The sequence below is a fragment of the Chamaesiphon minutus PCC 6605 genome, from assembly GCF_000317145.1.
GTDB classification, from domain to species: domain Bacteria; phylum Cyanobacteriota; class Cyanobacteriia; order Cyanobacteriales; family Chamaesiphonaceae; genus Chamaesiphon; species Chamaesiphon minutus.
Genome location: NC_019697.1, coordinates 1,956,511 through 1,970,118, shown reverse-complemented (window position 1 = coordinate 1,970,118; position 13,608 = coordinate 1,956,511). Strand labels below are relative to the sequence as shown.

At 47.1% G+C, this 13,608-nt stretch carries 12 protein-coding genes and 1 pseudogene; 3 read left to right on the top strand and 10 right to left on the bottom strand.

Going from position 1 to position 13,608, the window contains the following annotated elements:
• Nucleotides 1–82: 82 nt before the first annotated feature.
• On the top strand, nt 83–1,138 hold the full coding sequence (locus CHA6605_RS09110; RefSeq protein ID WP_015159176.1) for a trypsin-like peptidase domain-containing protein: 1,056 nt from the start codon (nt 83–85) through the stop codon (nt 1,136–1,138).
• Between the two features lie 99 nt (nt 1,139–1,237).
• Here the strand turns inward: CHA6605_RS09110 and CHA6605_RS09105 are convergent, their stop codons facing one another.
• Together CHA6605_RS09105 and CHA6605_RS09100 are read right to left on the bottom strand one after the other, a co-directional pair.
• Complete coding sequence (locus CHA6605_RS09105; RefSeq protein WP_015157550.1) at nt 1,238–2,689, bottom strand: ATP-binding protein; 1,452 nt, start codon at nt 2,687–2,689, stop codon at nt 1,238–1,240.
• The gene (locus CHA6605_RS09100; RefSeq protein WP_015157549.1) at nt 2,689–5,394 is read right to left on the bottom strand and encodes a TnsA endonuclease N-terminal domain-containing protein; all 2,706 of its coding nucleotides are present in this window, start codon (nt 5,392–5,394) and stop codon (nt 2,689–2,691) included. Before CHA6605_RS09100 ends, CHA6605_RS09105 begins: the two co-directional genes overlap by 1 nt.
• Nucleotides 5,395–5,597: 203 nt before the next feature.
• Between CHA6605_RS09100 and CHA6605_RS09095 the strand changes: the two genes are divergently transcribed.
• Both CHA6605_RS09095 and lepB read left to right on the top strand, forming a co-directional pair.
• Nucleotides 5,598–5,906 carry a PDZ domain-containing protein gene (locus CHA6605_RS09095; RefSeq protein ID WP_015159175.1) on the top strand — a complete coding sequence of 103 codons (309 nt, stop codon included), beginning with the start codon at nt 5,598–5,600 and terminating at the stop codon, nt 5,904–5,906.
• 138 nt (nt 5,907–6,044) lie between these two features.
• Nucleotides 6,045–6,662: a signal peptidase I gene (lepB, locus tag CHA6605_RS09090; protein ID WP_015159174.1), complete on the top strand. Its 618-nt coding sequence runs from the start codon at nt 6,045–6,047 to the stop codon at nt 6,660–6,662.
• Nucleotides 6,663–6,665: 3 nt separating this feature from the next.
• On the opposite strand, the gene CHA6605_RS09085 is transcribed toward lepB, so the two are convergent.
• From CHA6605_RS09085 to CHA6605_RS09055, 8 genes and pseudogenes are all read right to left on the bottom strand, one after another.
• The gene (locus CHA6605_RS09085) at nt 6,666–7,097 is read right to left on the bottom strand and encodes a YidH family protein (RefSeq protein ID WP_015159173.1); all 432 of its coding nucleotides are present in this window, start codon (nt 7,095–7,097) and stop codon (nt 6,666–6,668) included.
• 97 nt (nt 7,098–7,194) lie between these two features.
• A complete protein-coding gene (locus tag CHA6605_RS36860; protein WP_232432281.1) occupies nt 7,195–7,461 on the bottom strand; it encodes a hypothetical protein in 267 nt (88 codons plus the stop codon).
• A gap of 43 nt (nt 7,462–7,504) precedes the next feature.
• Nucleotides 7,505–7,669 carry a hypothetical protein gene (locus tag CHA6605_RS36855; protein ID WP_232432233.1) on the bottom strand — a complete coding sequence of 55 codons (165 nt, stop codon included), beginning with the start codon at nt 7,667–7,669 and terminating at the stop codon, nt 7,505–7,507.
• Nucleotides 7,670–7,783: 114 nt separating this feature from the next.
• Nucleotides 7,784–8,491, bottom strand: a pseudogene (locus tag CHA6605_RS09075) (RNA-guided endonuclease InsQ/TnpB family protein); the annotation flags it as partial.
• 436 nt (nt 8,492–8,927) lie between these two features.
• Nucleotides 8,928–9,185 (bottom strand): hypothetical protein, encoded by a 258-nt coding sequence (locus CHA6605_RS35030; RefSeq protein ID WP_041547837.1) that lies wholly within the window; start codon nt 9,183–9,185, stop codon nt 8,928–8,930.
• A 252-nt stretch (nt 9,186–9,437) separates the two neighbouring features.
• Nucleotides 9,438–10,739 (bottom strand): sensor histidine kinase, encoded by a 1,302-nt coding sequence (locus tag CHA6605_RS09065; protein ID WP_015159172.1) that lies wholly within the window; start codon nt 10,737–10,739, stop codon nt 9,438–9,440.
• Nucleotides 10,740–10,834: 95 nt separating this feature from the next.
• Complete coding sequence (locus CHA6605_RS09060; RefSeq protein WP_015159171.1) at nt 10,835–11,521, bottom strand: response regulator transcription factor; 687 nt, start codon at nt 11,519–11,521, stop codon at nt 10,835–10,837.
• Nucleotides 11,522–11,626: 105 nt separating this feature from the next.
• Complete coding sequence (locus tag CHA6605_RS09055) at nt 11,627–13,552, bottom strand: heavy metal translocating P-type ATPase (protein WP_015159170.1); 1,926 nt, start codon at nt 13,550–13,552, stop codon at nt 11,627–11,629.
• Nucleotides 13,553–13,608 lie beyond the last annotated feature (56 nt).

Below are 13,608 nucleotides of genomic sequence, written 5' to 3'. Positions count from 1 at the left end.
TTACTATTGAATTAAAGGCTAATTCTAGCAATCTCTTCAAGTATTTTTACTGGTTTAGGCTCGATCTCTAGAGCAAAATCCTATGCAAACCGAAAATCGTGAATCTCACAATAGATTTGAAGTCAGTCCGCTCGATCTCGATCCAAATATCCGACAGCATCGTAGCAACAGAGATTTTGTTCGAGCAAAATTATTGACTCCGCTCGGTCTAATTTTATTGGGAGCTGGAGGTGCCATCGCTATAAATTATGGATTTACAAAAAGCATGATGTTTTTCACGCCACAGCATCCAGCCTCGATTTCTACTCCCATCGCTTCAGTGCCTGCCGATCGATTGGCATCGGTGCCAACACCCTCAAACTTCATCACTCAAGTTGTCGATAAAGCAGGAGCCGCAGTCGTTCGCATCGACTCGAAGCAGACAGTTACCAAGCAACCTCCGGCTGAATTTAACGACCCTTTTTTCCAAAAGTTCTTCGGCTCCCAAGTGCCAAGCTCACCATCAAAGGAAATTGTCAGAGGAATTGGTTCGGGCTTTATCATCAGCTCCAATGGCGAAATTCTCACAAATGCTCATGTGGTGAATGGAGTTAATACCGTGAAGGTGACGCTCAAAGATGGACGCACATTTCAAGGCAAAGTGATGGGCACCGATCCGGTTACTGATGTAGCGGTTGTTAAAATCCCCTCGAACAATTTACCCGTGGTCGAACTGGGCGATTCCGCTCGCTTGAAGCCAGGAGAATGGGCGATTGCAATTGGGAATCCTCTCGGTTTAGATAATACGGTCACATCCGGGATTATTAGTGCTACAGGTCGCTCCAGCAGTGATATCGGTGCCCCAAACGAGCGAGTTAACTTTATTCAGACGGATGCGTCAATCAATCCTGGTAACTCAGGTGGCCCCCTCCTCAATGCACGGGGACAAGTGATTGGCATGAATACAGCGATTATTCAGGATGCTCGCGGACTGGGCTTTGCAATTCCCATTAATACTGCCAAAACGATCGCCAACCAGTTGATTGCTACAGGCATCGTCAAGCATCCCTATTTGGGGATTGAAATGGTGACGTTAACTCCCGATCTCCAAAAGCAAATTAATGACGATCCCAACAGCAACCTGACGATCTACCTGTGACTTCTGGCATAACTTGGCGGAAAATGACAACTTATGCTTGACAAGCACAAGTACCTGCCTTTGAAAATCTTAGTAGCAGTAGTCCACCCCCCAATCATCTCAGCCAACTGGATCTCGCTGTGGATTGCGCTGTCCGACACGCCTTGAGTTTTTTTTCTTAGCTGGTTCGGCTACAGGAAGCGGAATTTCAGCCCCAAGCAGATCTACTGCCAGATCGTTGGTTGTGACATTCAAAGTTTCTGGGACTGGATCTGGGACTGGCGCTGGCGTAGTGACAGCCTTTTTACTCCTTCTTTTCTTAGGCGGGACAGGTTCAACGATAGTCTCGAAAGTCTCGACAGATGCAGTCACTGACTCAGTAGTTGACGAAGTGGAACGCTTTTTCCTTGGCTTTTTGGCAGGTGGCGGAGCATCCTCGACAGCCACTGTTGTGGAGACAACAGTGGTAGGCACAGTCGTTGAGGTCATCCCAGATTGCAACAACCGCCATAAATGGTCGCGCCGACTTTCCGCATAGCCCAGCTTTTGTTCGCCCTCAATCGCATCCAGAGCCATCCGTTCGCATTGAGACAAAGACAACGCATGTTCCTCTAATCGCCCTTGAGTCAAAGTGTCACTCCCCTCGCGGATAGCTGCCGCCACCGCCCGAATCAGCCAGTCCTTGAGTACACCAATACAACCAATCGACCGTTCGTAAAAATAGAACCAATGCTGCATCAAAGCAGGGATATCAGTCGTGAGTGGAACTTGCTTGAGCAGTGCCAATAACACCCCTTGAAAATCCTGACGGTCTTGCTCGTGTTGAAACAGATAACGCGGAAAATGCAGATCCAGCCCCCGCCGCGATGCCTGCCCGCTTAAATTGCGAAAGTTCAACAGCTCGTAAGTGCCAATCAGAATGTGCAGCACCCCAGTCACATTCGTCATCGACTTAATCCAGTCCAATTGGTCGAGTAACTTACCACCACTCGCGCCACTGCCAACCTTCATCAGATGTTGGGCTTCATCGAGAATCACAGCTCTTACGCCCCGTTTCGCCATCGCTGCTTCGAGCGCATGACGCAGTTCGGGAGAATCATTAAACTGGGTAGCTTTACTCCGTCCACGGCCTTTCTTCTCAATCGTTTGTTCGGTATCGATATCGACCAACAGACGGCGTTCGTAGAAGGGTTCACCCAACAGTTTTAGAGCAGTGCGGTAGTAATCTGCTCGGTTGAAGGCTCCACCATCCGGTGGACGTGTTTCCAGCAGCAATAAGGGTACTGGCGCAACCCCACCATTACTATAGCTGGAGCGGTCTGTAACAACCGCTGGTGGGATCTCATTTGAGATCTCATTTAACCGTCGGGAAATTTGACGAATCATCGTCGTTTTACCCACCCCAGAAGGCCCATAAATCAGCACATGAGCAAATCCAGCGGGTTCTTGAATGGCTTGCATCAATACCTTATCTACCTGGAGTAGTTGAGGATGTGACACAGCATACTCTTTAAAGTGATTCAGCTTGGATGTTAATTCCAGCGTCAGATCGACAGTCACAACATCCTTCATTAACGGTACTCCTCAAACAACGGGATTTGGGACAGATCTAAGACTAAGGCTGGACTAGGTTGAGTGGGAGCAAGGGTTTGAAGACTATTAGGAGCGAGTGGTTCTGTTTGTGGCTGGGGCTGGCTCTGTGGAGCAGACGACGCTCTTTGTCCGAGTGTATTGAGGACATTTTGCCCCTCCAAATCCCGCAAGCGTTGCAGCATCAAAGCCTCATGAGCGGTGACATTACTAAGGAAATCAGCTAGACGTTTAGCCGAAATAGTAGTGTTCGTCTGAGTGAGTTTGGCTTGTTGCTTGATTTCGAGCGAAGCTAACAGCAGTTCTCGTTCGCTGCGTCCTGAGAAAATGCTGTAATACTGAGAAATGCACTTAACCCATCGCCCTTGAACGTAAGCATAAGCCACGCCTAAATCGAAGGGGTCGTAACGCACTGAGACTTTCGTGCGTTCGACTTCAGGATGGCGGAACGCATCGCTCCAATAGTAGAGGTAATTCAATTTAATCCCCTTTCCAGGTTGAACTAAAGCCTGTCCCGAACGCGGACTGGGGTGAGTGGCGAGGATAAAATCTTCATCATAAGCAATCCGCCGATGCAGTCGTTCCCCTGCGTTCATTTCTCCCTGCTCGTAAGCACTCTGGGGTGACATCGATAAGGCTGGGTGTTCGTTTTGGTCGTAAACAACATAGGCATACTCAACCAAATAGGCGTACAAATCGCCCAATGTCCACAGGGCATGTTGTTTGGGGTTAACTGCCTTGGTAATTTCTCGCACTTGTTTGGTCGCTTGGGTGTTGCCTGACAAGTTGAAGATTAACTGGGTATTGGTAGTCCCAAACAGTCGCTCGATTACACTACCAAAGCGGGGTTTGGCTCCAGGACGAGTCTTTTTGGTACAGTGATAACGCGCGAGTAAGGTGTCAAAATAGACGCTGTGAAACTCTTTCCCACCATCGACCACGATGGCTTGCGGGAAGCGACCGAAGCGTTGAACGCAGATGCGAATCGCCATCATGCAGGAACGGTAACTGGGTGGGTCGAAGGTCAGATAAATGGTGAGGATGCGGCGTGAATAGGCATCTACCATTAAGGTCAGCCAAGGTCTTCCCAGCAATCTTCCTGTTGTCGCAGAACGCAATTCTAGATCGAGTTGAGTGTGGTCGATATGAACGATACCCAGGGGGCGGTCGCCGTGGCGAGGGGTACTGTAAGTTAGTTCCCAATACCAAGGTTGGTGGCGATAGGCAGCTTTAGAGCCTTTGCGCTTTTCAGTCTGCTCGTGAATCGGTCGTTGTTGGAGACGAGCGTAAAAAGTACACCGCGACAGTGAGGGAATGCCCTGCTGTTCGCAAGCTCGTTGGTATGCTCGATAGACTGAAGCGGCGGGTGCTTGGGTGGGGGTTTCAAACTGCCCGGTAATAAAGGTGTTGAGTAATTCACTCGATACGTTTGGGGCTTTGGTTGTCCGGTTCCCCCGTGCTTGCGTTTTGGGTAGCAATCCGACATAGCCGCAACCGTATTTAAGTTCTGCCTCTTTCAACTGCTTCAACCATCGGTACAGAGTCCGTTTGGAGACATCGCTCTGCCCTGCGGCTCCTTGCTCTCGCTCTGCCATGACTGCCCCAAACCGTTGGTTAGCTGTTCTCAGATCGCTTGGGGATGCTCCCTCCATCAATGCTATTACTGCTGGATTCGTCGCTCCTTCTGTTTCAGGAAAGTTAATTGCTCCGCCGTCGAGAAGTTGGTAAAAGAATGCGGAAGATATTTGCAGTGGCTGTCCGATTTCTGGTAGTAGGGTAGTGGTTGTCTCTCCCAGATTAACTAATGTCCAGAGTCTGCCATCCCAGCGCAGACGAGTGTTGGCAACTAATGTCGGTGGTGCAGTGTCAGCAATAGTTAGATCTTTTTGGTGTTGAGAACTTTCTCGATAAGTGTCATAAGTCTGGCGGTCTGGATATAGCCGTACTCGTTCGTGCTGTACGAGCGGCACATCTAAGAGTGCGATGTAGAGTTGGTCGAGGACTATCATCACATAGACATCATTGGCACTGATTTGGGGTGAGGATGCCAACAGAGCGGCTAAAGTGATGCCTGGTGCTGTTTTAACTCTCTCTTTGACCAGTGCTTGAATCGACGGATTACTGTCTGTCTTAAATCCGAGGTAATCCTCTAGGAAGATTAAGTTCTGGATATAGATGGGGTCTAATGAGGCATCAGTGCGAACGTGATATTCAAGACCCAATGGAGAAGCATAAGCCTCTCCAGGCGGGCATCGCCACGAGCCATCTGCGGCTTGGAGATAACGAGTGGGATATTTTTCACTCAGTTTCTCCAGTTCGGCTTCGGTTTTCCATTCCACCCAGGCGGCTGATTTGGTGCCCAGGACAAAGAAGTCTGGCGTGTGATAGTGACCGATCTTGCGTCCAGATTTGTTGGTGTATTGAATTTTAAAGCAGGATGGTTGGTCGTAAAACTCTAGAACAGTTGGGTCGTGTTCCATCAAGTAGATCGCCCACAATTCTACCTTGTGGCTTTCAAATTGGATGGTCAACCCCATTTTTTGGGAAGGGTAGGTACCGCTGACATTAGAGGCTCGTCCTTGGACGCGACGGCTTGGGGGAGCCGACCGGATCTTAGCGATCGCTTCGATGGCTGCTGGTGGCAAGTTCAGTGTCTGACACCATCGTTCAAATTCTCTTGGGTTCAAGTTGAATACTCCTTGGAGTCAACCATATCTTGGCTGAGAGTTCTTGAAAATTGCCATTTTTAGCGATGTTAGCACACAATTCTCAAAAAGAACTCATTGCCTTATTATGATTGAATTTAGGTACTTACTGCCAAGTTATGGTTTACAACTTATCGCGAGCGATCGCCTGAAACGACGTGTTTTCGTTATTAAAAAGCCAATTTATGGTTGACGACTGTGCCAAGTTATCCCATAAGTCACACTACCACAGTCAGGGTGTGTTAGTGACCAAAGTAACCCTCGATTCCCCAGCCGCCAAAGCCGGATTGCGGTCTGGAGATGCAATCGAGCAAATTGATGGACAACAGATTAAAGATGCCAACTCGGTGCAGCAAATTGTGGAACAGAAGCGAGTTGGTAGCAACTTGCAAATCGGTCTTTATCGTGGAGATCGACCCAGATCGTTGAGTGTTACAACGGTTGCAATGCCCGCACCTAAGCAACAACTCAGTCAATCTCAATCGACCCCCTAACAGCTCGACACAATTCGATCGGCTCTTTGCTTGATGTGCCGCACATTGCCCATCGATTCGATCGAAGCTGGAAAGCCGCCAGTGTTAACACCTATAGATTAATTTCTCATCCACCAATCTTCACTAAACCTTCAATCGATGTCTAATCCAATCATCCACAATCCCGCTCGTGGAAACATGTGGCGGGAGAACTTGAAAGTCTTGGGACTGAGTGCAATCTTTGCCTTGGGCATTCGGACATTTGTTGCCGAAGCCCGTTATATTCCCTCTGGTTCGATGGAGCCAACGCTCCAGATTAACGATCGGCTGATTATCGATAAAATCAGCTACGATTTCTCATCCCCCAGACGCGGCGATATGGTGGTTTTCAACCCGACTCGCACATTGAGACAAGAAAAATTTCACGATGCCTTTATCAAGCGGGTAATTGGATTGCCAGGAGAAACCGTTGCGGTTCGTAATGGCAGAGTCTATGTCAATGACTCTGCTTTAACGGAAACTTATATTGCCGCCAAACCCGATTATCGATTTGGGCCAGTGGTGGTGCCTGCCAATTCCTACCTCGTCCTGGGGGACAATCGTAACAATAGCTACGACAGCCACTATTGGGGCTTTGTCCCACGACATGACATTATCGGTCGAGCCGTCTTGCGGTTTTGGCCGCTGAATCGGCTTGCAGACTTCGATCGGATTGTTTATCTGGGATCTGCTCCAGGACAAAGCCAAAATCGAGAAACACTCTCCAGAATCAAATAATATTTACCGATTAGACTTGAGACTTTTAGAAGGTAAAGCAGGAGGAATTATTTCTCGATCGCGAACTATTAGTAAGGGAAGGCTCAGGATTCCTAAAATGATGACGATTCCAGTCATGACAAATACGGTAATGCGGCTCGGTTGATAATCTCCGCGTTCGATTTGCCAGAATACTTGGCTGTATCGCCAAGCAGCCAGAGCGATGAGTGCGATCCCAAAAACAACCATACCAAGACCGAGGTTTTGGGAGTTAAAGATCGGGTTTGTAGGACTTGCTTGACGGGTGATTACTAATCCAAGCTGACGCAAAAATAAGCCAAAGCGGGCGATCGCAAATCCAAAGCTAATTAGGGCAATCGAGGTGCGGAGCCAAGCGAGGAAAGTACGTTCGTTTGCTTGATGTTCCCGCTGGCGATCGATCGGTGGTCGCGACATGATGTGCCTCTTTGTCTAAATCGAGTACGAAAGAAGCATCTCAATCTTATCTTTACTTCCCATTAAATACTAAACTTGTCGTGACTCAACTAAAATCTCAACCTACTCGATCGTGTTCGGAAACGTAATGTTCGAGGAACTGCTTCATTTGGGGGTTGGAATCATAATCGAACCCATTTTGTTTGCCCATTGCTGTTGCTTTCTCAGCATTAAGTCCCTGTTCGGTAGCGACATACATCAATGTCATCAAACCCGAACGCATTCCACTTTTGCAGTGAATCAGAGCGGGTTTGGGCAGTCGCTCGATTTCTTGAAGTACCCGATCCGTGAGTTCGTCGCTCATCCCGTCCGGCTTAACTGGGATATTGACATATTTGAGTCCTGCGGCTTCTGCCTGTTGTTGCTCGTCACTGACAAAACCCTCTTCTTGGGGCGATTACCTCCGGTAGGCTATGCCAACGCAAGTTTAGTACGGACTTAAATCCTTCTGTGGCTGCCTGTTGTAGTTGCTCGATAGTCGGCTGACCCATCGCCACACTTAGCTCATCATCGATTGGCTTCGTATTTTCCATAGTTAAGGCTGCCTGAAAATCTACACCCTCATATTGTCAGTTGGTAATATAAATGCGTCTATATCCCTTTAGATGGATTTCTGAGCAAGACAGGTAACATTACAGGCAATCTGGTCAATTACTACCCGCCGCTTCGCTGAGCGGGTAGCTTGTATCTGCGCTCCACCTCAATTCTGAAAACCTCGAAAGGATCTCAGCTTTAGTTTCATCACGCGACACATCAGGGCGCACTGACAAGGCACCCGTACTCATCCAATCTTGTCGGACGAGCAACGTTCTCATTGCAATATTTCTAGCACCTGCAAGATCCGCATGGATCTCATGAGCGCAGCACTCACAGCGGAATAACAATCCTTTGTCTGGTCGATTACCCTTCGATGTATGCCCACATTTAGGACAGCTTTGCGAAGTGTAATGAGCCGGAATTTTGGTTGCTAAACTGCCAATCAAATTAGCTTTATAGTCGATATAGCTGTGCAATTCAGCAAATGACCATTTAGCTTTATTCCGATTAGCTCTGCGCTGTTTCTTGCTTGCCCTTTTGCCTGACTTGGTTTTAGTTCTATCGCGGATTCCGGTCAAGTTCTCCAAACCAATTAGACTATTAGGTTTCGCAATGTCTTTACTCATTTGGTGATTTACATCAGCGATAAACCGTCTCTCTCTCCCAGCCAAAGCAATTAGTCTCCGCTTTGCCGATCGAGTGTCTTTGCGCTGTAAGGTTTGTCTAGCTTTATAGTATCGGTTAGCCTTGTGCCTAGCTTCTTTGCCAGAATAGAATGCAGTCCGATTGTTCAGATCTGTCTCTACTGCTAGATATCGCATTCTGTCACTTGCAGCATAAAATGGCGGATTTGTGAATCATAACTTGGCGGTCTAGAAACGAAAACAGGTCATTCTAGGCGATCGATTCGATCGAGTTTTGTATCATAAATTGGCGTTGAGTTCTAAAAATGAAGCATAACAAGGCGATGAGTTCTTTTAGCGAATTGGGTACAAAATCTCACTAAAAAGCAGCTATTTCTGAGAACTCTCAGACAATATATGATTCATTTTATCAAGATAAAATTAAATCGTTCTGATGCAAAATAACTCAAACCCTTGCTGTGCAAGATTTTTTAAAGATAAACAGTTATTGAACTGATTACATCTATTTGTTGTGCTCATCCCAACTTTTGCTTTTAGCAGGGCTGGTTTATTTAAGCGATCGATCGCCTGAAAGTCTCAATCAGGAAGATGAAGAACACAATCCATTTGGCTAAAATTCTTTCTGTGAACTACTTCCACTTCTATCTTTACTCCCCAAGGTACTTCGCTCTGTGAAGCATAACCTGGCTTTTTCCGCCATTTTATGCTGCAAGTGACACTTAGCCCCATTACTAGCCTTGCCATTATCAAAAGCAACTTTAGAGGCGTGGTTCAAAGCGTCGCGGTAAGCCAAAGCAGTATCACGCACCGCCGATTTCTGTTCGATGGTGAGATTAAGCTTTAGTTTTGCGGTGATGACTTGATTCATAGCTTCAACAGATTTTGTAATTATTATAACTGTTGAAGATAATAATACTCAAGGGTTTAGGCGAGGGATTTTGTTCGTTCGCTCATACACCCGCCCATCTCCCACTGGCTACGCCTTTGCGTCTTGTGGGCGGGTGCAATCGTTCACTCACTCGCATTCCTCCCCACCCCGCTTCGCTGAGGGTGGGGACTCCTGCTGTTCCCGTTGAATTTGGGCGATCGCCATCTAGCACGAGCAGCCTACGTCCCTAATTCAGCTAGGAAAAATTGCAGGTAATCGTACTATAAACTGACTACCTTGACCTAATTTACTTTGAACGCTAATCGAGCCATGATGCTGCTCGACGATCGATTTAGCAATTGCCAATCCTAAGCCCGAACCACCTGCCCAACGGGTGCGCGATCGATCTCCTCGCCAAAATCGATCGAAGATTCGCTCTAGCTCATCAGCAGCAATTCCCACCCCAGTATCGCTAATCCTAATCTCAACCTGTCGATCGATCTGATGAGCTAAAATACTAATTTTGCCGCCCGATGGCGTATAGTGAATGGCATTTTCAATGAGATTGATAAACACTCGACCGATTAAAGGCATTGCTTGACGATCGGGGCTACTAATATATCCCCGAACTGACAAATTCGATTGAATATTGAGATCGAATTCTAGAGATTTCGCGTCGAGTTGAGATCGATATGTTGCGGCTATTTGCTGTAGGAGTAACGTCAGATCGATCTGTTCTATCGTGCGATCGATCTGGTGCAGCTTGTCGGAACGACAATCTTTTTCGGCTCTAGCCAATAGTAATAAATCTTCAGTTAGAGTAATGATTTGCTCCGTTGCACTGGCGATCGCTGTAAACTTTTTTAGATCTCCAGAGCGGATGCCATCGGGATATTTAAGAGCGGTACTAGCATTAGTTTTGACTGCCATTAGGGGGCTGCGTAGCTCGTGAGCGGCATCAGCGGTGAATTGTTGCAATTGTTGATAACTGCTAATAGCGGGCTTCATCGCCCTGCGCGTCAGCCAAATTCCCGCACCACTACTAATTGCCAGCGAAATTATCATCCCACTAATTAAGCCGATATCTAGTTGGTGGAAGGTTCGATCGAGTGCATCTAGAGATTGGGTAATCCGCACATAACCGATTTGTTGTCGATTATCTCGCTCGATAATTGGCACGACTGCCGATATTGTTTCATCTGGCTTTTGACCTGGATATTTATTAAATTGAACTGAATCTTTAGTATTTAGTGGCAGGTTGACATTGAGATCGCCAACTTTATCTACTAATCGTTGTTGGAGATCGAACCACTCAAATTTTCGATCTGGGAGAGCTAAACTGCGATCTGTAAACTCATCACCAACAGTCAGTCGATTATTCTGAATTTCGGCATGAGTAGCAGCAACTTCAGCTAAGATCACTAATTCTTGACTCAAGCTCTGACGTAAACTATAGCCAAACACCAGTCTAACTGCAATCGCAAATACTCCCAAGATTGCGGTAAATACAGCTAGATACGAAAGTAGTAATTGCCAACGTAAGCGATCGAACATAGCTATATTAGTTAAAATCTAAAAATTAGAAGCCAAATTGACATCAATGGAGAGCGTAGCAGTTAAAATTGAGAAGTTCTAAAAATGCAAATAATTTATCTCGATTGTGAAACATCCCTCAGCCGATATCCGACCCCATAAACTGTCTCAATTAGGTCGTATTGACAACCTGCTTGTTTGAACTTGCGTCGGAGATTGGTGAGGTGAGTTTTAATCGTTTGTTCTCCAGAGATGCGATCGAATTCCCAGAGCTTATCGAGTAATGATGTCCGCGAAATAACTTGTGTGGGATGTTGGAGAAAGTATTCCAGCAGCATATACTCTTTGGCAGTCAATTCTAATGGTATCCCCGCATAAGTACTACTATGAGTAGTCGGATTTAGCTCGATCTCGCCGTGGGTTAATACTACCGATTGATAGATCGGCTGACGACGAGATAAAGCTCTCAGTCTTGCGGTTAATTCGTCAACTTCAAATGGTTTGACTAAATAATCATCCGCGCCAGCATCCAATCCTAAAACTTTATCGCCCGTTGCATCTTTAGCAGTTAATAATAAGATATAAGCTTGACAACCACTTTGGCGCAGTCGTTGACAAAGTTGGATACCATCGAGCTTGGGTAGCATCCAATCGAGTAAAATTACATCATAACTGGCTGCTTGCGAAAATTCCCAACCAGCTACACCATCATAAGCAATATCGACCGCATGACTTTGATGGCGTAAATCCTCAGCTAACGGGTCGGCAATTCGATCGTCATCTTCGACTAATAAAATTCTCATAATTAGAGTAGGATACTATTGAGAATAGTTTCTAAAAGTTAGCATAAATTCTAAATATCAAGAAGTCGTCAAGTCCATTGGAACAAAAGAATTTCAACCTCTCAATTAATCTTTGAGCAACCGTAGACCACTTAAAATCACCAGTACGGTAGATCCTTCATGACCGAGAACGCCCAAGGGTAGGGTCATATTCCCAGTAAAATTGGCAATCAGCAAGATCGCAATGAAGCTAAGGGCAAAAACAATGTTTTGTTTGACAATCCGCCCAGAGCGACGACCGAGGCGGATGGCATACTCTAATTTTTCCAAACGATCGGCCATTAATACCACATCTGCTGTTTCTAGTGCCACATCACTCCCCGCCGTTCCCATCGCAATTCCTACAGATGCTTGAGCTAAAGCGGGAGCATCATTGATACCATCGCCAACCATCGCCACCGAGGGGTATTGTTGCTGGAGCTGACGAATTACCCCAAGTTTATCTTCAGGTAGTAGTTGGGCATAGACTTTATCGATCCCAATTTCCCAGGCAATACTGTCGGCTGTCCGCTGGTTATCTCCCGTTAACATCACAATTTGCTCGATCCCCAACTTTTTTAAATGAACGATCGATCGAGCTGCTGCGGGTCTGACGGTATCGGCAACTGCGATAATTCCCAGAATCCGATCGGCATAAACAACCCAAACCACAGTTTTTCCCTCCTGTTCCCACTTTTGGCTCTGTTCAGTCAAAGCATCTGGACAAGGTGCTGCTTGCACTTGAGCAAATGCGGCTTTACCGACTATAGCTATTTGCCCCTCAACTTCGCCAATAATGCCCCGCCCAGGCTCAGACTGAACATTAATCGCTTCAGTCCATTCCCAACCCTGTTTTTGAGCCGCATGGACGATCGCAGCACCAATGGGATGCTCGGACAAACTTTCTAAAGCCGCCGCTACTTGGAGTAATTTGTCTGTCGATCGATCGACCGCCATCACTCGAACGACTTGAGGTTTGCCCGTCGTCAGGGTTCCCGTCTTATCAAAAGCGATCGCTTTAATTTGTCCGATCGCTTCTAACTGTGCGGCATTCTTAAATAAAATCCCATGTCGCGCCCCGTTAGCAATACCCGATAACAGTGCTGGCATCGTCGCTGCCATCAAAGCACAGGGCGAAGCCACTACCAAAAAAATTAGGGCGCGATAGACCGTATTTTCCCAAGTCCAACCGAGCAGAAATGGTGGTAAAGTACCTAGCAGAATGCCAATTAGGACGATCGCTTTGGCATAGCCGCGCTCGAACCGTTCGATGAATTGTTGAGAAGGTGGCGTTTCAGTCTGTGCCTGCTCTACCAAGCGAATTACCCGCTGAATCAGACTACTCTCTGGCGGTTGGTGAATCTGGAGTTTCAACGCGCCAGTACCATTAATCGTCCCTGCAAATACCTCATCGCCGACGGTTTTTTCAACAGGCATCGATTCGCCCGTAATCGGAGCTTGATCGATCGCGCTAAACCCCTCCGTGACAATCCCATCCGTCGGTACCAACTCTCCTGGCTTCACCAGAACGCGATCGCCGATCTGTAACTCAGCCACAGCTACCATTTGCTCTTGCCCATCGACAAGCTTGCGGGCGGTATCGGAAGTCAGACTCATCAACCCCTGGATACTCCGCTCGGTACGACTCATCGCGTAGCCCTCCAATACGCCGCTGATGGCAAAAATCAGAATTAACATCGCCCCATCGACAATAAAGTAGTACTCTTTGCGCCACAGCCCTAAAATGGCGGCTCCTAATGCTGCCACAATCATCAATAGGTCTACATCAAGTTCTTGCTCCCGCCATAGGGTAGTCAGCCCTTCACGGGTGCTTTCGTAGCCACCAATGACATAAGCAGCGGTCAGAATCAGCAAACTCACTCCCAGCCACCCACGATCGAGAGTGAACCAACCAAGTAACACCAGCAAGGCACAAACTCCCGCCGCGATCGCATCTGGGTGTTCTTTTAATAGTGTTTGCCAACGGGAGCTAGACACAGCAGGGAAAGACATGACCACATAAATAGATTGCCTTCATACCCTACACCTTGACATTAATGTTAATGTCA

Coding starts and splice junctions, on each gene's coding strand:
- CHA6605_RS09110 (WP_015159176.1), top strand. CDS start 83: ATGCAAACCGAAAATCGTGAATCTCACAATAGATTTGAAGTCAGTCCG.
- CHA6605_RS09105 (WP_015157550.1), bottom strand. CDS start 2,689: ATGAAGGATGTTGTGACTGTCGATCTGACGCTGGAATTAACATCCAAG.
- CHA6605_RS09095 (WP_015159175.1), top strand. CDS start 5,598: ATGGTTGACGACTGTGCCAAGTTATCCCATAAGTCACACTACCACAGT.
- lepB (WP_015159174.1), top strand. CDS start 6,045: ATGTCTAATCCAATCATCCACAATCCCGCTCGTGGAAACATGTGGCGG.
- CHA6605_RS09085 (WP_015159173.1), bottom strand. CDS start 7,097: ATGTCGCGACCACCGATCGATCGCCAGCGGGAACATCAAGCAAACGAA.
- CHA6605_RS36855 (WP_232432233.1), bottom strand. CDS start 7,669: ATGGAAAATACGAAGCCAATCGATGATGAGCTAAGTGTGGCGATGGGT.
- CHA6605_RS35030 (WP_041547837.1), bottom strand. CDS start 9,185: ATGAATCAAGTCATCACCGCAAAACTAAAGCTTAATCTCACCATCGAA.
- CHA6605_RS09065 (WP_015159172.1), bottom strand. CDS start 10,739: ATGTTCGATCGCTTACGTTGGCAATTACTACTTTCGTATCTAGCTGTA.
- CHA6605_RS09060 (WP_015159171.1), bottom strand. CDS start 11,521: ATGAGAATTTTATTAGTCGAAGATGACGATCGAATTGCCGACCCGTTA.
- CHA6605_RS09055 (WP_015159170.1), bottom strand. CDS start 13,552: ATGTCTTTCCCTGCTGTGTCTAGCTCCCGTTGGCAAACACTATTAAAA.